Annotated in this window: 12 protein-coding genes; all 12 read left to right on the forward strand. The window is 32.1% G+C overall.

Features of this window, described 5'->3' with window-relative positions; genetic code table 11:
* Positions 1-322 precede the first annotated feature (322 nt).
* Positions 323-1,918, forward strand: coding sequence for an SAM-dependent DNA methyltransferase (locus KF816_17250; GenBank protein MBX3009775.1), 1,596 nt, complete (start codon positions 323-325; stop codon positions 1,916-1,918).
* Positions 1,915-3,072, forward strand: coding sequence for a restriction endonuclease subunit S (locus tag KF816_17255; GenBank protein ID MBX3009776.1), 1,158 nt, complete (start codon positions 1,915-1,917; stop codon positions 3,070-3,072). The genes KF816_17250 and KF816_17255 overlap by 4 nt, the downstream gene beginning before the upstream one ends.
* A 10-nt stretch (positions 3,073-3,082) precedes the next feature.
* A complete protein-coding gene (locus KF816_17260) occupies positions 3,083-5,668 on the forward strand; it encodes a TIR domain-containing protein (GenBank protein MBX3009777.1) in 2,586 nt (861 codons plus the stop codon).
* 62 nt (positions 5,669-5,730) lie between these two features.
* Positions 5,731-5,895, forward strand: a complete 165-nt coding sequence (locus tag KF816_17265) for a hypothetical protein (protein ID MBX3009778.1) — start codon at positions 5,731-5,733, stop codon at positions 5,893-5,895.
* Entirely contained in the window at positions 5,892-6,542 is a 651-nt protein-coding gene (locus tag KF816_17270) for a hypothetical protein (protein MBX3009779.1), read from the forward strand. Before KF816_17265 ends, KF816_17270 begins: the two co-directional genes overlap by 4 nt.
* A gap of 53 nt (positions 6,543-6,595) precedes the next feature.
* Positions 6,596-9,934, forward strand: a complete 3,339-nt coding sequence (locus KF816_17275; GenBank protein MBX3009780.1) for an AAA family ATPase — start codon at positions 6,596-6,598, stop codon at positions 9,932-9,934.
* 299 nt (positions 9,935-10,233) lie between these two features.
* Positions 10,234-10,839, forward strand: a complete 606-nt coding sequence (locus tag KF816_17280) for an NYN domain-containing protein (GenBank protein ID MBX3009781.1) — start codon at positions 10,234-10,236, stop codon at positions 10,837-10,839.
* A gap of 2 nt (positions 10,840-10,841) precedes the next feature.
* The gene (locus KF816_17285) at positions 10,842-14,072 is read left to right on the forward strand and encodes a type I restriction endonuclease subunit R (GenBank protein ID MBX3009782.1); all 3,231 of its coding nucleotides are present in this window, start codon (positions 10,842-10,844) and stop codon (positions 14,070-14,072) included.
* A gap of 143 nt (positions 14,073-14,215) precedes the next feature.
* Entirely contained in the window at positions 14,216-16,381 is a 2,166-nt protein-coding gene (locus tag KF816_17290) for a hypothetical protein (GenBank protein MBX3009783.1), read from the forward strand.
* Positions 16,382-16,525: 144 nt separating this feature from the next.
* Positions 16,526-17,311, forward strand: coding sequence for a hypothetical protein (locus KF816_17295; protein MBX3009784.1), 786 nt, complete (start codon positions 16,526-16,528; stop codon positions 17,309-17,311).
* Positions 17,312-17,322: 11 nt separating this feature from the next.
* Entirely contained in the window at positions 17,323-17,670 is a 348-nt protein-coding gene (locus KF816_17300) for a helix-turn-helix domain-containing protein (protein MBX3009785.1), read from the forward strand.
* Positions 17,651-18,757, forward strand: a complete 1,107-nt coding sequence (locus KF816_17305; GenBank protein MBX3009786.1) for a tyrosine-type recombinase/integrase — start codon at positions 17,651-17,653, stop codon at positions 18,755-18,757. Before KF816_17300 ends, KF816_17305 begins: the two co-directional genes overlap by 20 nt.
* The last annotated feature ends 116 nt before the right edge of the window (positions 18,758-18,873 follow it).

Genomic DNA, 18,873 nt, shown 5'->3' on the forward strand with positions numbered 1-18,873 from the left:
TTTTTCTTCATTGTATCAACTGATTTGCCCCCCGATTTGTGTGCCAATAATAAGTTAGTTTTTTCCCTTTATCAAGCATTGGCCAACTGATTAGGGATAAATGCTTCTGGTGCTGGTGGTCGATATCTCAATGAATCGTACTCTTAATAGTTCTAAACGATTTTGAAGTAAACCCGTTCCAGTAGATCTATCATAATATTCTTATTCTAATATTGACATTATTTCTGCCTATATTTATGTTGAAGTTAAAATAATGTGATTCCAAAATAAATAGTAATTATTTTACTGAATCATCTTTCCTTTCATGTCAACGATAGGGTATATGGGAAAACAAAAAATCGTTCAAGAAGAACCACTTGAAAAAAAGCTTTGGAAAACAGCAGATAAACTCCGCAAAAACATGGATGCTGCCGAGTATAAACATGTTGTACTTGGCTTAATCTTTCTCAAATATATTTCTGATGCGCACGAAGAACTTTATCAGAAACTAGTTGAACAAAAAAGCGAAGGCGCCAATCCTGAAGATAAAAACGAATACACTGCTGAGAAAGTTTTTTACGTCCCGCAAAAAGCACGTTGGCAGTACATCCAAGGTAGAGCTGCACTTCCAACAATTGGTAAAGATGTTGATGATGCAATGGATGCAATCGAAAAAGATAATCCATCGCTAAAGGGTGTACTCCCAAAAGTATACGCACAAGAAAAACTTGATAAAGCAACTGTTGGTGGATTAATCAATCTTATTGGTACAGCGGTTCTTGGCACTAAGGAAGCTCAGAGTAAAGACATACTCGGGAAAGTATATGAATACTTCCTTGGAGAGTTTGCCCTTGCAGAAGGAAAGAAGGGGGGGCAATTCTACACACCCTCCAGCGTTGTTAGATTGTTAGTTGAAATGCTCGAACCATATGAGGGAAGGGTATTTGATCCTTGTTGCGGCAGCGGTGGTATGTTTGTTCAAAGTGAAAAGTTTATTAAGGCGCACACCGATCATTACAAAAAGAAGAATGGAAATGGTTTATCTTTCAATCCAGTCGACCGTATTTCTATCTATGGTCAAGAAAGCAATCAAACAACTTGGCGCTTAGCTAAAATGAATCTATCCATTCGTGGAATTGATAGCAGTAATGTTAAATGGAACAATGAAGGCAGCTTCTTAAATAATGCTCACAAAGATTTGAAAGCCGATTTTGTTATAGCCAATCCACCTTTTAATGATAGCGACTGGTCAGGTGATTTATTAAAAAATGATGCCCGCTGGAAAATCTTAGGTGAGAATTTAATCCCTCCATCCGGTAACGCAAACTATGCATGGATTATGCATTTCCTTTATCATCTTGCGCCAACCGGCCAAGCTGGTTTTGTTCTTTCAAAAGGTTCACTCACTACACAGACAAATACCGAGGGTGAAATAAGAAAAGCTCTTATAGAAAAAGGATTGGTTGATTGTATAGTAAACCTCCCAACAAAACTATTTCTCAATACACAAATTCCAGCTTGTTTATGGTTCCTTTCAAGAAATAAAGCAAATGGTAGTTACAGAGACCGAAAGGATGAAATTCTTTTTATAGATGCACGAAATCTTGGTTTTCTAGTTAATCGCCGCAATCGAGATTTGTCCGCTGAGGATATACAAAACGTTGCGGGTACATATCATAACTGGAGAAGTAAGGAGGGAGGTTATGAGGATATTGCCGGTTTCTGTAAATCTGTTACGATTGAAGAAGTTCGCAAACTAAATTACGTACTTACGCCAGGCAGATACGTAGGTTTGCCGGATGATGAGGATGACTTCAACTTTGAAGAGCGCTTCACTTCATTAAAAGCTGAACTTGAAAAACAACTTTCTGAAGAAGATGAATTGAATAAAAAGATTCTTGAAAATCTAGCTAGAATACATATTGATGAGAAACCATGAGTGAGTGGAGAGAATATAAATTTCAAGATTTGCTTGAAGAACCTGTTAGGAATGGAATTTATAAAAGAAAAGAATTTCATGGGCGAGGCACTAAAATTGTGAACATGGGTGAATTATTTTCTTATCCAAGACTTATAGATGTTGAGATGCAGAGAGTTGAGATTAATGAGAATGAAAAAACAAAATGTCTATTACGTAATGGAGATTTAATATTTGCTCGAAGATCACTTACTGCTGAAGGAGCTGGTAAGTGTTCGTTGGTTTACAATATTAACCAAGAAACTACATTTGAATCCTCTATTATTCGTGCAAGACCAAATCAAGAACTTGCCTCACCATATTTCCTTTATTATTTATTTAATTCTCCTTTTGGGAAATACTTATTAGGGACAATTTTAAGACAAGTAGCAGTTTCTGGAATTACTGGCAAAGATTTAATGGATCTTATCGTAAAAGTTCCCACGAAAGAAATTCAAGATAAGATTGCACATATTTTAAATAGCTTAGATGACAAAATAGATTTACTCCACCGCCAAAACAAAACATTAGAACAACTTGCAGAAACACTTTTTAGGCAGTGGTTTGTGTTAAGTCAAAAGTCAAATGTCAAAAGGGAAAAGTTTGGTAAACTTGTGCAGTTTATAAAGGGTAGGAAACCAAATAATGCAGTAGAAAATTTTGAAGTTGGTCTGGTTCCTCAAATCTTAATTGAAACATTTGATACAGGTAAAACTCTTTATTCTGATCCAACGGATATGGTCATTGCAAATGAAAAAGATATTCTGATGGTAATGGATGGTGCAAGTTCTGGTAGAGTTGAGATTGGAATACATGGTATTGTTGGTTCTACAATTGGATTATTTCGACCTATTCGAGATTTTATTTTCCCGCATTTCCTTTTCTATTTCTTAAAAGCAAATGCAGAAATTATTACCGAAAATACAACAGGTTCTGCGATTCCGCATACCGATAGAGCATTGGTTCTCAATTTAGATGTTGAATATACAACAGTTGAAAAAGTTAAAGAGTTTGAAAATATTGTTGAAAATTATTTTAATAAAAAGCAATCAAACACAAATCAAATCCGCACACTCACACAACTGCGCGATACGCTTTTACCAAAGCTGATGAGTGGGGAAGTTAGATTAACATAGGAGTGTGATTATGGGCAAAAATTCTGCGTTAAGTATCTTTATTAGTTATTCTCATTTGGATGAGTCTCATGTTAAAGATTTTATAAAGCATTTGGCTCCATTAAAAACTCAAGGATTTATAAAAGAATGGTATGATAGAAAGATAGTTGCTGGTCACGATTTTCAAAACTCGATTGATAATAGTATAGAGAAAGCAGACATTATATGTTTGATTATCTCAGCTAACTTTTTGAACTCTTCCGCATGTATGAATGAAAAAGAAAAATCAATTGAACTAAATAATAGCAGAGGTGTTGTAATTGTTCCAATAATTATTTCAGATTGTGGATGGTTAGATGATAAAGATATTTCTGCATTATTAGCATTACCCACTGATGGAGTACCAATAACTAAATATTCAAATTCTGATAGTGCTTGGCAAGATGTTTATGCCGGAATTAAGAAGGTGATTGAACAAGAAATAATGATTTCTAATTTATCACTCAAAGAATCCTTTTCAAGATTTCTTGAAAGCACTGAACTCTTAACAAAAGCCCACTCTCAAAAGGAAAGTGTCTTCATTGATGATATATTTATTTATCCCATATTAATAAAGTATGATGATATAGGTGAATATGATAAAAAAGAAAGTTCGGAAAAATTATGTGACGATTTAGGAAAAAATATTAAAATTTTGATTGCTGGAGTAGGTCAATCGGGTAAGACGACGTTATGTAAGAGGCTGATCTATGACCTATTAAAAAGAAGATTCGTACCAATATATCTAAATGCAAAAATAATTTCTTCATTGGACGACATAAACAAAATATTACAATTAGCTGAAGAACAGTATGAAGGTCTTGAAATTGAAAAAATTCCAAAATATAAATTAATACCTATTGTAGATGATTTTCATGTAGTCGTGAACAAAGAAAAGTATTTAAAACAATTAGAAAAATATGAACATCAAATACTTTTTGTTGATGATATTTTTAGAATGAATCTTAAAAATGATACTGCAATAAAATCGTTTGACAAATATAAAATCAAAGAGTTTAGTCCTTCACTTCGTTATGAATTAATAAAAAAATGGGTTTATCTCACAGATAAAGTTAATGGGGAGAACCATCAGTTTAATGAGTTTTATCAACAAGTTGACCAAAAAACTGAATTGGTGGACAATGCATTAGGAAAGATAATCGGGCATGGTATAATGCCAGCACATCCATTTTTTATCCTTTCGGTAATTAGCACTTATGAATCATTTAATATCTCCCTAAATGAAGAAATCACTTCCCAGGGGCATTGTTATCAAGCACTAATCTACATTTATCTGAGAAAACAAGGTGTAAGAAATGAGGATATAGATACTTACTTTAATTTTCTTACAGAATTTTCATTTACTTTATATACAAATAGTAAGAACGAACTTTCTACAATAGATTTTCAAAAATTTATAAAATATTACTCTAGCAAATTTAATGTGCCGATTAAGTTGGAGATTATAATTGCTAAATTACAAAAATGTCAAATTATTTATCTAAATGGACTCGGTTACTATTCATTCTTTTACCCTTATCTCTACTACTATTTTGTTGCCAAATATCTTGCAGATCATTGCGAGGAACAAAAAAATCTAATTGAAAAGTTGATTAATAATCTTCATAAAGACGATAATGCTTATATCACCATATTTATAAGTCATCATTCTAAAAACGTACGCGTTCTTGACGAAGTCTTGCTAAATGCCCTTACCTTATTTGAAAAATACAAACCTTCAGAATTATCTAAAGATGAGCTTGTTTTTTTTGATGAACAAATTGATATGATAGTTAAAGAAGTATTGCCTTCCCATCTCGAAACACCGGAAAAGAAAAGAACCGAATTATTACAGTTGGAAGATATGAAAGAAGAAATTCGAGAAAGCGGACATGATTCAGATGAAAATGACAGTGAGAAAGATGATTACAATGAACTTATTTGCAACCTTCGTCGTAGTGTTAAAACTGTTGAAGTGATGGGCCAAATCATTAAAAATCGTTCAGGTTCATTAGAGCGAGATAGACTTATAATGATTTTTGAAGAAGCAATGAATGTCCATCTTAGAGTTTTATCATCGTTTATAGAATTAATTCAGAGAAAGGAAGGTCAAGATGAGGTCGTTGAAATGATTAATGCTAGTTTATCCAAAATTGTTAGAAATATGAAGAAACCCCCTAATGAAGAAAAATTAGAAAAACTATCAAGACTGATATTTTGGAACATTAATTTTGAAATTGCATTTAGTTATATCGAGAAAATAATTAAATCTTTAGGGTCTGATAAACTTATTGAAATAGTTCAGGAAGTATGTGACCGGCTTAATACACCAGCTACCGTTCTTATTAAGCATGGAATATTAATGTCATATAATAAGAATATGCAGCTGGAAAATATTTCTATGCGGATTAAAGACACCGATTTTTCTCAAATATCAAAAAAAATGATGCGATTTTTAGTCGTCAATTATACTTCTACTCATGATGTAGATTATAAAGAGAGACAAAAAATTGAAGCAAAATTGGGCATTCCATCTCAACGATTGCTCATACAAAATATTAAACAATCCAGTGAATAATGTATTATCGAGTATAATCGTTGAATTATTTGGAATCATTTTAGATGATATTACACAATAATATGAAACCAATAACAGAAAATGAAATAGAACTGTTTGCTATTGAACAACTTCAATCTCTTGGTTGGGATAACATTCACTATTTAGCAATCCCTCTCCAAATTTCAAAAATGGTGAATATGCTTAATTCTAAGTTGATGAGTTGGGAAGTGATGGTTGAAATATGAAACTTACTGAAGTATTTTTTGAATCAATACAAATAAGGAATAGTCTAAAACTTCATCATGATATTTCAGAAAACCCAATTGACCATAAATTGAAACCAGTATTACCTTTTTGGATTACAGATAAGATTAAATTAATAATAATTGGACAAGATCCAACTGTAAAAAATGTCAAAAGCCGAGAAAGAATAAAGTATACACTTAATCTTGATAAAGAAGGATCTCTTAAAAAATATATTACAGTTATTTGTATCGGGTTGGGCATTAGTTTTGAAAATGTTTATGCAACAAATGTTTTCAAATACTTTTATAGTAAGCCACCACAAGAAACAATGGGTGTTTTATTCGCACATTTAGAGTCAAACCTTGTGTTGTTAAAGAAAGAATTAGTTAATTATCAACAGCTTCCAGTAATTACTTTGGGCTTACCAGTCTTTCAGTTGTTGGCGGGTGTGGATAAACAAGTAAGAGATTATTGGGGATATAATGTTAAAACAAAAAGGAAAGATTACGCCTTTAGATATTGTAGCAAAGAACAAAACAAACTTGAAAGAAACTTTTTCCCCTTCCCACATCAACCAAGTTTAAGAAAAGTATATTATAAAGAGAATTTGGATGGATATTTGAATTTTATGAAAGAGAAAATGTAATGTGTTAATATAGTCATGAATTTCTAATTCAATAAATACTTAGGAATTGTTTTATGGCTTTCAAATGCTACTTAGTCGAAAAATATGATACAACACATGAGAACGCCTTTTTTAGGGTATTGGTAAATGGATTAAAGACAAAATACTCTCATGGAAAAGAAAATAATATACTTATTGGTAATGTTGGTTGTAATGGACATGTGTTTGATGGATTATTTATATCGCGCAATAAAATTATAACTTTAGAATTTAAGAATTATGGTGGGAAGCTTACTTTTTCTGAGAATAATCCTTGGAAAATTTGGGAGAAGAGTGATTTTAAGTTTGTAGCTGGGGGTGGAAGCATAAGAAATCCATTTCAACAGGTTAATGCGTACAGACATTCATTGATTCAATATCTTGGTGCACGAAAAGAAAATATACTCGATAAAAATCATGAAAAATGTAATTGGGGACATATTTCTGGTATGGTGATATTTCATCAAGTGATTGAACTTAACGAGAAAGAAATCCCTCAAAACATACAGACATATTTTTCAATTGCTGATCCAACAAACTACATATCGATAATAGATGATAGAGGTTCAACTGAATTAAACTTGACCACAAAGGAAATGAATCAAATACTTGTTGCGCTAAACATTACAGATAGCAACTTATTTGACATTTCGTGTAGTGATGATAATGTAGTTAAAATAAGTGGAAGTGATGGAGGAAAAAGATTAGAACTCGTAAAGAATATCTTACCTAAAGTACAAATAACAGATCCAATTAAAAAAATACTGCATTATTATTATGTCCTAATAAATCTGGAAAGATATAAAGAAGCTGGGGTAACTAACACAAATTCTATACAAGTAGCAGAAGAGATATTCTATTCTGGTGGTCTTCAAGTTAATATTGAAAAAACTCCAGTATTGTATGCGGAGTTTGTGAGAAATAAAGCTTTAGCTCATCCCCAAAACATTTTTGTTGGTGTGAATGTAATTCTTGAAGGTGTACCGATAACAGTATTACATAAAATCTATTTCTTAAAAGATTTAGAAGATTCTACTTCATTAAATATTGATTTCTCTGACTTTACCTTGTATACAAAAGGATTAGAAAAACGAGGTTTTTCTAATGAATTGTTGTTGGAACTTTCTTCATCAGTAGCAGCAAACTTGACGTTCGAAAGTAAATTACACTCCCTTAAAGAATTATTGGGCGAAATTACTCTTTCTAATCGAATAATAATTGGGTTTAGTGAAGAAAGCTTATTCGTTGCACAGCTTCTTAGAGAGTTGCTCGACATTGAAAATAATAACCCTATAAAAGTAAACTCAACACTATATAAATATTTGTTGAGAGGTAAATTCCAAGGACCGGCATCACCAGTAAATAAATTACTAAAAATTACTGCACTAAATGAGAGACAAGAAGAAGCCATAAGGCTTGCATTTACACAACCTTTGACCGTAATTACTGGGCCTCCAGGTACCGGGAAGACACAAATAATATTAAATATTTTAGCCAACGGAATCATTCTTAATAAAAAGATATTGTTCGCAAGTAAAAACAATAAGGCGGTAGATAACGTCAAAGAACGAATGGATGAAATATTATTAGATAAAGACTTCTTTATTAGGTTTGGTAGTAAAGATGATATACAAAATAAACTAAAACCAATTCTCAGTACTTATGTAACTAAACTTCAGCACAAAAGTTATTCGAACAATAAAATCACACTTGACGCTGCAAAAAAAGATATTGACAATATATTTTCTGACAAACAGGAATATGAAAGTAATTTACAATTAGATACGTCTTTGAAAGAAGAGATTGAAAAAACGATTGTCCTTCTGGAAAGTATTGATAATACTTATGAAAGTTGGATCTCAATAAAGAAGAAAGAAAAGTTAGATAAATTCCTATTGTTAGAAGATGAAGAAATTGCTGGGTGCAAGTCAATCATCACATTTTTATTAAATAAACTGAAGTTGAAGTACAGCGGAATTGGAAAAGTTAAGTTTAATTTGTTTGATAAAAAGGACTTCTACTTTGAAGTGCAAAATTCTATTAGTGGGTTCAGTGCAACTATCAAACAAATAATAAAAAAACATACTCCTCTTGAAGAATATGAAATTTATAATAGAGGAGATGATTTAATAAAATATTTGGTAAGAGTTTTTAATGTATTAGAACTTGGAGGTAAATTAAGAGAAGAAAATGAAAGTAAGCTACTTGAAAGGAATAGGATTCACAATCTTGTTTTAGAATTAAATGAAAAAAGAGCAAAACTAAAAGAAAGGCAAAAAGTACTTGAAAGATGTATTAAAAAAAGCGAATCAATTTTAACAGAAAAATCTATTAAATATATAAACGAAATTATAGCTTACAAATTAGCTACTACATCTGCATCAGTTGTTAATAACTATAATGGTGTATTACCGCTGGATACAAGAACTCCAAGGGCTTTTGATTATATTGATGATTTTCTAAGACTATTTAATATTACAGCCATCTCTAATTTATCTATAAGAAATTCAATTCCTCTCAAGGAAGAGGTTTACGATATGCTTGTATTTGATGAAGCTTCTCAATGTGATATTGCTTCAGCAATCCCTTTAATATTTAGGGCAAAAACCTTAGTTGTTATAGGTGATCCCAATCAATTAAAACATATTTCAAATGTCCAAAACTATGAGGAAGATTTTATTGCGGAGAAGATTGGTGTTGTTAATGAGATTCAACTAAAATACCGAGATAATTCATTATACGATTATTGCTTTGATTTAGCTGTTAACTCCAATTGTGAAAGCGTGTTTCTTGATAAACATTATCGCTGCCATAAGGATATAATTGAATATTCAAGCCGAATGTTTTACTTGCCAACAGTAGGTCAATCATTGGAAGTCATGACAAATGTTAGCGGATTTAAGTATGAGCCAAAGGGATTAAATTGGTTTCATTGTAGCCCCCTGCTTAGGGACAACTCTAACATAAACGAAGCTGAAATTAATAAGGCCGTTGAACTTGCAATTGAGCTCTATGAGAAGTATGCTGAAGCATCGATAGGAATAACAACTCCATTCGTTAATCAAATAGAAAGAATAAGGACCAAAATACCAAATAGGTATTACGATAGAATTGCAATCGATAATGTTCATAAGTTTCAAGGTGATGAGAAAGATATAATAATATTCAGTATGGTTGTGTCCAAAGGAACAAAACAAGGAAAAATAAACTGGATTAATAATGGAGCTCCATATTTACTAAATGTTGCAGTTTCAAGAGCCAGGAGTTCATTGATTATTCTTGGAGATTACAAGTTCTGTTCTTCCTTAAGTCCAGAAACGAAAATTGGTGGATTGGCAAAATATGCTATGGATTTAGGGAGAGTAATTGAATAACAAAAGCATTGGAGAAAAATGTTCCAACATTTAATTGGTTATTTGAGAGGAATCAAATAATATTGAAACCCATAACTGAAGATCATATTGAATCGTTTGCAATCGAGCAACTCCAATCCCTCGGTGGTGAATATATTAACTGTGGAGTGGAAAGGCATATTTCTGTTAAAGGAGAAATTTGTTACCACAATTTAAAAAAGAAACGCAACGTTGTCGTTGCGTCGGACCTGGGATACTATCCCAAGTGCTGTTCTTGAATACAAATCTAAGTTTTCTACATAATAAATGTCAAGTGAAAAATGAGCAAAGTTAATGTTTATGTCGATGGGTTCAACTTATACTTTGGGATGATGGAAAGTGGATTTGATACTTTTCGCTGGCTCAATATTGTTAACATGGCTTCTAAGTTTCTTAAAGAAGACGAAAAGCTATCTGAGGTAAAGTATTTTACTTCGCGTGTTAGCAACGATCCTCAAAAACAAAAACGTCAATCAACTTACATTGAGGCTCTAATTGAAAAGGGTGCGAAAATTATTTATGGTCATTATCAGTTGTTAACGGTAGAATGCTATCAATGCGGGCACATTTGGCCTTCTCCTAATGAAAAGATGACGGATGTAAATATTGCAACACATCTTTTAGTTGATGCTTTTAGCAATAACTATGATAAAGCAATTCTTATCTCGGGTGATAGTGATTTAATTGGTCCTATTAGGGCGGTGCATAATAATTTCGCAAACAAATCCGTTGTAGTTGCTTTCCCGCCGAGAAGACACAATATGAGCATAGCTAGTGTCGCTAAAGGTTCTTTTACAATCGGTCGAAAAACACTAAAAGACAATCAGTTGGAAGATCATATAACAAAAAAAGATGGTTATGTTTTAGTTAAACCATCAACTTGGTAAAAATGAAACCCATAACTGAAGATCATATAGAATCCTTTGCAATCGAACTACTTAAATCTCTTGGTTGGGATTACATACATGGATATGCAATAGCTCCTGGTGCAGAGGAACAAGAACGTTCCTCATTTGAGCAAATTATTCTTACCTCTCGATTGCAAAAAGCTATTACAATTATCAATAAAAACATTCCCCACTCAGCATTAGAACAAGCAATTTCAAAAATCCAAAGAATCTTTTCACCAGCGCTAATTCACAATAATGAAGAGTTTCATTCACAATTAATAGAAAAAGTCAAAATACCCTATCATCAAGATGGTTACGAAAGAAGCCACGAAGTTGCTCTAATTGATTTTGAACATCCGGAGAACAATCAATTTTTAGTCGTTAACCAATTTACAGTAGTTGAGAAGAATCAGAATAAACGCCCCGATATAATATTATTTGTTAATGGAATACCGTTAGTCGTATTAGAACTAAAGAATGCTGCTGATGAGGAGGCCGATCTCTTTCATGCTTATCAACAGATTCAAACATATAAAGAAATTATACCCTCCCTTTTTACGTATAATGCTTTTTGTGTTATTTCTGATGGGTTAGAAAGTAAAGCTGGTACAATTACTTCCGGATTCAACCGCTTCATGGCCTGGAAGTCTTCTGATGGAGAAAAAGATGCTTCTAGATTTGCACCTCAGCTGGAAGTTCTAATTCATGGTATGCTAAACCCCAAAACCTTCCTCGATATTGTCCGCAACTTTATTCTATTTCAAAAAACAAAAAAAGAAGATTCAAAAACCGGAATTACACAAGTTCATACAGAAAAAATAATTTCTGCCTATCATCAGTATTATGCAGTTAAAAAAGCTGTAACCTCATCTATCCAGGCCTCTGTAATAACACAAACCGGGAAGGGTGGTGTAGTTTGGCATACACAAGGTTCCGGGAAAAGTTTAAGTATGGTTTTCTATTCAGGTCTACTAATAACACAACCGGAACTTGAGAACCCTACTATAGTTGTACTTACTGATCGAAACGATTTGGATGATCAGCTTTTCGGTACTTTTGCTGCATCTACACAACTTTTAAGACAAGAACCAGTACAAGCAGACAGCCGCCAGAATCTTAAAGAACTTCTTAAAGTTGCCAGTGGTGGAATTGTTTTCACTACAATTCACAAATTTCTTCCAGAAGATGGAAAAGCAGAATACGAGCTTCTTTCGGATAGAAGAAATATTATTGTAATTGCAGATGAAGCTCACCGCACTCAATATGGTTTTGAAGCATCACTAAAAGACCTTCGTGATAAAGAAACAAAAGAAATAATTGGTAAACGTTTAGCTTATGGTTTAGCAAAGTATCTAAGGGATGCTTTACCTAATGCTACCTACATTGGTTTTACAGGTACGCCGATAGAAAGTAATGACGTAAACACACCACAAGTGTTTGGCAACTATGTAGATATTTATGACATAGCTAAATCTGTTGAAGATGGTGCTACCGTAAAGATATATTACGAAAGCAGACTTGCAAAAGTAAACCTTGATGAGGAAGGTAAACGCTTAATTGAAGAGTTTGATAATGAATTAGAACAGGAAGAAGTTACAGAGACGCAAGTTGCAAAAGCTAAATGGGCTCGGCTCGAAGCAATAGTTGGTAATAAACCCCGTATTAAGAACCTCGCTAAAGATATGGTGAACCATTTTGAACAGCGCACGAGTGTTTTTGATGGTAAAGCTATGATTGTTGCAATGAGCCGAAGAATTGCTGTTGATCTATATAATGAAATAATTGCTATTAGACCGGAATGGCACGATTCCGATTTAGCCAAAGGAGTTATCAAAGTTGTGATGACCTCCTCAAGTTCAGATGGTCCGGAATTAGCAAGGCACCACACAACAAAAGAACAACGAAGAAACCTAGCCGACAGAATAAAAGATCCTAATGACCCGCTAAAAATTGCTATTGTACGTGATATGTGGCTAACTGGTTTTGATGTTCCTTGTTTACACACACTTTATGTTGATAAACCTATGCGTGGACATACTCTTATGCAAGCAATTGCAAGGGTTAACCGCGTATTCAAAGATAAAAAGGGTGGTTTGATTGTAGACTATCTTGGAATTGCCAGCGATTTGAAAAAGGCACTCTCTTTTTATTCAGATTCTGGCGGTAAAGGTGATCCGACAGAAACAATTGCTAAGGCTGTTGAGCTTATGCAAGAGAAGCTGGAAGTAGTTCAACAAATGTTTAATGAGGAAAGTAGAACACATAAAGCGATACTTGTAGAAGAACCCGCTGCATACTATATGGGGACATATAAATTTAATTACCCAAGATTTTTTATAGCAGACGCAAAAGAAAAGTTATCGATAATTCTGCAAGCTGAGGAACATATTCTTGGATTGCAAGATGGTAAATCAAGATACATAAGGGAAGTGACGTATTTGAGCCAAACATTTGCACTCGCTATGCCGCATCTAGAAGCAGTCAAAATAAAAGAAGAAGTTGCCTTCTTCCAGGCTGTTAAAGCTCGTTTGGCAAAATTCGATTCACAAAGGGGAGGTAAAAGTAGGGTAGAAATTGACACTGCAATTAAGCAGATAATAGATCAGGCAATAAGCTCAGATAAAGTTATTGACATATTTGAGGCTGCAGGTTTAGATAAACCGGAAATTTCAAGCCTCGAAATCCTTTCCGATGAATTTCTGTTAGAAGTCCAAGGAATGAAGCACAAAAATCTTGCGATTGAGCTACTTAAAAAACTGCTCAATGATGAATTGAAATTGCGATCAAGGACAAGCTTTGTAGTGAGTAAGAAATTTCTCGAAATGCTGGAACTCACCATTAAGAAATATCTTAACAATATTCTTTCGACAGCCGAAATAATAGAAGAACTAATCAGCATTGCTAAACAAATAAGAGAATCTGATAAGGAATCAGAAAAGCTTGGCTTAACAAAGGATGAAGTTGCATTTTATGAAGCCCTTGAAGTGAATGATAGTGCTGTAAAAGTATTAGGGGATGATACATTAAAAATTATTGCTAGAGAGATTGCTGATAAGATACGCAAGAACACCACAATTGATTGGACAATCAGAGAAAGTTCACGCGCTAAAATAATGGTACTGGTAAAGCGAACTTTATCTAAATACGGTTACCCGCCAGATAAACAACAAAAAGCTATTGATACTGTATTAAAACAAGCAGAACTATTTGCGGATTATATTGTGGAATGAAAAAAAATGAGTTCAAAGTTGCCAGTAAAAATACAAAAAATGAAAAAACTTATGACTAAATACTTAATTATTTGAATAAATGAACACTAATTGTGCGTAAATTTTTAAAAGTAGTAACCTCTTAATCTAAAAAGGTGGGTTTTATGAAATTAGTCGTTTTCTTAGATCAGATTTTGAATATTGATGAATTATATGTTTTGATGAATAATTCTTATAAAAATTACTGTAATCAAAAAGCAAATATGGAATTTGTAAGTGAGGGGAAAATAATAAATGATACTTTTAGCATAGGATCAATCTTAATTGATTTAAAGAATCTAATTCTTGACTCAGAAGAGGCGAAACATATATTTAAGAAAAAAGCTCTTGAACGACTGATTAATTCACGGGATTTTATAGATGAAAATATAAAGAACTTTATCCAGAATGCAATTCTCAAATTGAATCACGGGGAATCTTTTCCAGAACTTGACACCGAGAGCAAAAAGGAAACAATAAAAAAAGATGAGGTAATTAATAGTCTTGTCCATGGATTCTTTCTATTGACTAAAACGATGTTCTTCTTAGATAAGATTTATAAACAGAAACATAATATTGAATCTGTCGAAATAATCTGGTCAAATAAATTTATTGATATCGTGAAAAAGTTCGAGAAAGGAAAAGAGAAAGTTTACCTTGAAAAATATGGGTGTAAAAAAATATTTGAAAGTGAGGATTTGATAGAGTCATCTTCTAACACTTGGGATAATTATTGTTCGTTTTTTGTGATTTCCAATCTTTATTTATTAATGGAGCAATTGACCAATACATATATGCTGGATGAAGATAGAAATATAAAGTTAACTAAAATATTTAATCTAATTCAAAATGAATATCTAAAGGGCGGGGAAATATATATTGAAAATATTGAGACTATCCGTCAAACTAAAGTTGATATAAGATCGAGATCAAACTTGTTATATAATGAAAATATAAATCGAGAAGAAATATGTTTTATAGTCAATGATCTATCAAAAAATATTGAGGATGAGTTTATTAGAAACGGGAATTGCGGAATAATTGATATGAACTCATCCATAAAGTATGATAAGGATTATTACCTTATCAAGGATATTATAAACATTGACTCTGAGGAAGGACAAAAATATGAATTAGATTTTACCGAAGCTCTTGACCCTAAATTGAGTGAAGTATTAAATGTGTTGTTTGATTCTAATACCACCGAAAACTATGCATATTTGATTTGTGATGATAAATTTATTTGTACGAAGATAATTGAGGAACTTAAACAAAAGTTAAAATTTACAGAACATGATCTGAGTGATGGGATAAGAATTGAGTACTTAAATGATGATCTTAACATTTTCATTAATTTTAATAAACTTGAGAATAAAAATCAAAGAGAACTATGGAATAAAGTGGTAGATAAAAAAACGCTAGTCAAGAAGACAGTATTTATCGACACAAAAGTCCCTAAGAACGGATTAATAAATCTCAATTCTTTTAAAGTATGGAATTATGATAGTTCAGTAGTTAAGAAAAGGCTTTCGCTGATTTTTCATCAGTTAATCCCACCAAGATCTAAAACACCTGTTTCAAATAATACCGTAAAAAGAATACGAGAAAATTATTACCGGGATTTGATACAAGTAACAGAAGAGATTAATATAAAAAGTATATCTGATTCACTTAATCATGCTTTATTGCAGGGTAATAAATTTAATTATTCTTCAATTGAGGATTGGTTTATTTTTCGCAAACATTTGAAACTTATTGATAATCCGAAGAGCAAGACCAGCAATTCCTCCGAAATAGAGAAGATTACCATTGAAATAATTTACGATGTAACTAAGGATAAATATGCTCAAATCTCTTTAGGTAAAAATTATATAAAAGGTGAAGTAAAGAAATCATTATTTATTATTATGATTGTGTTAAAATATTGGCAATTGTTTAATAAAGGAATTGATCACACACATTTATTCATAATTGCGAACGAGTATCTTAAAAGAAAAGATAGTGAGCAGAAAATAATTGAGAGAATAAATAACGAAATTGAGCCAAAGCTGGATTATGCTGCCATTCATTCTGCTATTATGGGAGAGGGAGTAAAGAATATTGATAGTCGGCTAAAAGATTTCGTAAAAGATCATTTTAAAATGAGTTCAACCAAAGTAACATTTACTCCTAACTTGAAACAGAATAATAAAAACATTCAATATTTAATCAATGCGGATAAATTTAACATCGATGTTAAATTATTAAGTGACAATTATATATCAATACTTCAGAAAAAATACTCGAAGTAAGTAGTAAAAAACCCTTCAATAAAAATCTTATAAAAACCAATTTATAAGATTTTTTCTTTCCATATCTAAGAATCTCAGAGACTTCATTTCGGTGTCTTTTATAAGACATTAATTTATTTCTTAAACAAACTTAGGAGGTCTCAAATGAGATCGCGCAAAAAACAAACTAGTACTGAAACTAATTCAAAACCTTACTCGAACCCAAATGGTTCCAAGGAATTTAATTCTGAAGAAATGGGGACAAAAAAAACACAAGTAGTAGTACAAGTGCCAGGAGTTACCCTTGGAAAGTCTCAAACTCTTCATCAAAAAATCAATGATAAATATCTTCGATTAGACGAGATTAATAAACGTATGAATGATATTAAATCTCAATTAGCTCCAAAAAATTCTAAAATGCGAACCGCAAGAAATAATCAGCTTAAACTTAAAACCTTTCAAAAGATGGCCTTAAAAGCAGAATTAGAAGATCTAAAAACGGAGAAATTCGAACTAACGGATCAATTAAGCAAAAATAATAAGTCATTTAAGTCAAGATTAAGAGGTGCGGTCCATAGTAAACGTAAGGAAAGAATAAGAATGAAAGCTGAAAGCATGGAATACATTCGAAAAAATCCACACGTTTTGCAGCGTAAGCTCAATTCAATATTGAATAAGTATGTAGTAGATTCAAAACAACTTCTTGATCTTAGTGCAAAGTTAGAAGCAGGTGATGCAGAAGAGTTAAAGCCCTTAATGGATTTTATTCAAAAAAGTGATGAAGCTGGATTTATAACGACAGCTATAAACAGACATAAACAAATAAGGAAAACTCTAAAAACATTCCTTGTTAACTGTTTAAATATCTATTTGAAAAGCAATAAAAGCAAAAGTTATGATTTTGCTTCAAACGGATTAAAACTAACCTTTAAATCAATTAATAAATCTTAGGTATAAGAATAATGTCTCGGAAAGCTGACTTTTCAAAGATGGTTATCGATACCCACGGATGTAGGTCGAATAGAAGGGTAGATAAACCTGAAGCAAAGAACCCAATTCAAAAATTGGGTTCCGAGACAAATAGGTATGAAGAAAACTTAAAAATAATAGGGGAATGTTATCCAAATAAAATTCTATTTAGTCAAATGGAAGCCGCTAAACTATTGGGAGTTAGTTATCAAATGATAAATAGATATTGCAAATCTGGACTAATTATTTGGATTCCTTACGGAAGTTTGATAAAAATTCATATAAGCGAAATCGCAAGAATGTTAACTAACGGAGTAAAAAATGGCAATTCACAAACTTAAAAACGGAAAATATCTACTTTATACAGTAGACCAATACGGTAATAAAGTCCGTATCCGATTTTATACAAGAAAAGATGCTGAAGCTGTGGAAGTAAAATTCAAGAATGAGAAAATTGAAGCACAAAGAATTAAACATGGAATTAAACCAAAGATATATCTAATCGAAAAACAATTAGATGAGTATTTATTATCAAAGAAAATGTTAAGACCAAAAAGTTATAAAAAATATGCTGGCGTTGTAAGTCAGATAAAAATATTCTGCCATGTTAATTCTGTACTGTATATTGACCAATTCACAAATGACCTTGGTACTAATTATTATAATTTTTTACTCAATAATGCAAATAGTCAAATGAATGAAGAAGAGAAAGATAAAAGGTTAAGTGTTTGCACAATTAATTTTTATGTTCAGACACTAAAATCTTTCTTTAATGAGGAGGTTAATAAGAATCATTTAACACGAAGTCCTGTATTACATCTACGACCGGTTAGAAAGAACAAGATCCAACCTGATTTTTTCACTGCAGATGAGTTGAAGAAATTTTTCTCAGTTTCGATTCCTTATCCATATGATTGCTTTTTTAAAACTTTATTGTACACTGGATTAAGATTTGGTGAAGCTGCAAACTTAACCTGGGATGATATTGATTTGGAAACAGGTTTTTTAGAAGTAAAAAATAAATCAACACATGCTTTAAAGACAGAAAGTTCGAATAGAATACTACCTATTTGTGAAGAACTTTCAACAGTACTATATCAACTGAAAAAAAATGCAATATCAGAATATCTTTTTGTTAACAAACTAAACAAAACTATAAATGAAAGAACAACACTGGAAATTTGCAAAAAAACAGCAAAGGAATGTGGAATCAAATCGAGGGCATATCCTCATAAATTTAGATCAACGTTTGCAACAATGTTAACAATCAAAAAGGTACCGGTTGAACATATACAAAGATTGCTAGGTCATTCTTCAGTTGTGACTACGCAGAAACATTATGCTAATGATAAGGAAACGAACTTACATTCTGAGGTTGAGTTATTGAATGATTTGTTGAAAGAAAGTGATGTCCTAAAAGTGTCCTAAAAATGTCCTAAAAGTGTCCTGATGGTATGTAAAAAGATGGAAAAAGAGGTAATTGGATATAAGCTAAACAACGAAAAAAGCCCAAAAACGAATGTTTTGGGCTTTAATTTTAACTG

Source organism: Melioribacteraceae bacterium (assembly GCA_019638015.1).
GTDB lineage: Bacteria > Bacteroidota > Ignavibacteria > Ignavibacteriales > Melioribacteraceae > JAHBUP01.

What these genes read in the sequence shown, in the direction of transcription:
- KF816_17270 (MBX3009779.1), top strand. Translation starts at nt 5,892, where the DNA reads ATGAAACTTACTGAAGTATTTTTTGAATCAATACAAATAAGGAATAGT.
- KF816_17255 (MBX3009776.1), top strand. Translation starts at nt 1,915, where the DNA reads ATGAGTGAGTGGAGAGAATATAAATTTCAAGATTTGCTTGAAGAACCT.
- KF816_17265 (MBX3009778.1), top strand. Translation starts at nt 5,731, where the DNA reads ATGAAACCAATAACAGAAAATGAAATAGAACTGTTTGCTATTGAACAA.
- KF816_17250 (MBX3009775.1), top strand. Translation starts at nt 323, where the DNA reads ATGGGAAAACAAAAAATCGTTCAAGAAGAACCACTTGAAAAAAAGCTT.
- KF816_17275 (MBX3009780.1), top strand. Translation starts at nt 6,596, where the DNA reads ATGGCTTTCAAATGCTACTTAGTCGAAAAATATGATACAACACATGAG.
- KF816_17305 (MBX3009786.1), top strand. Translation starts at nt 17,651, where the DNA reads ATGGCAATTCACAAACTTAAAAACGGAAAATATCTACTTTATACAGTA.
- KF816_17280 (MBX3009781.1), top strand. Translation starts at nt 10,234, where the DNA reads ATGAGCAAAGTTAATGTTTATGTCGATGGGTTCAACTTATACTTTGGG.
- KF816_17300 (MBX3009785.1), top strand. Translation starts at nt 17,323, where the DNA reads ATGTCTCGGAAAGCTGACTTTTCAAAGATGGTTATCGATACCCACGGA.
- KF816_17295 (MBX3009784.1), top strand. Translation starts at nt 16,526, where the DNA reads ATGAGATCGCGCAAAAAACAAACTAGTACTGAAACTAATTCAAAACCT.
- KF816_17290 (MBX3009783.1), top strand. Translation starts at nt 14,216, where the DNA reads ATGAAATTAGTCGTTTTCTTAGATCAGATTTTGAATATTGATGAATTA.
- KF816_17260 (MBX3009777.1), top strand. Translation starts at nt 3,083, where the DNA reads ATGGGCAAAAATTCTGCGTTAAGTATCTTTATTAGTTATTCTCATTTG.
- KF816_17285 (MBX3009782.1), top strand. Translation starts at nt 10,842, where the DNA reads ATGAAACCCATAACTGAAGATCATATAGAATCCTTTGCAATCGAACTA.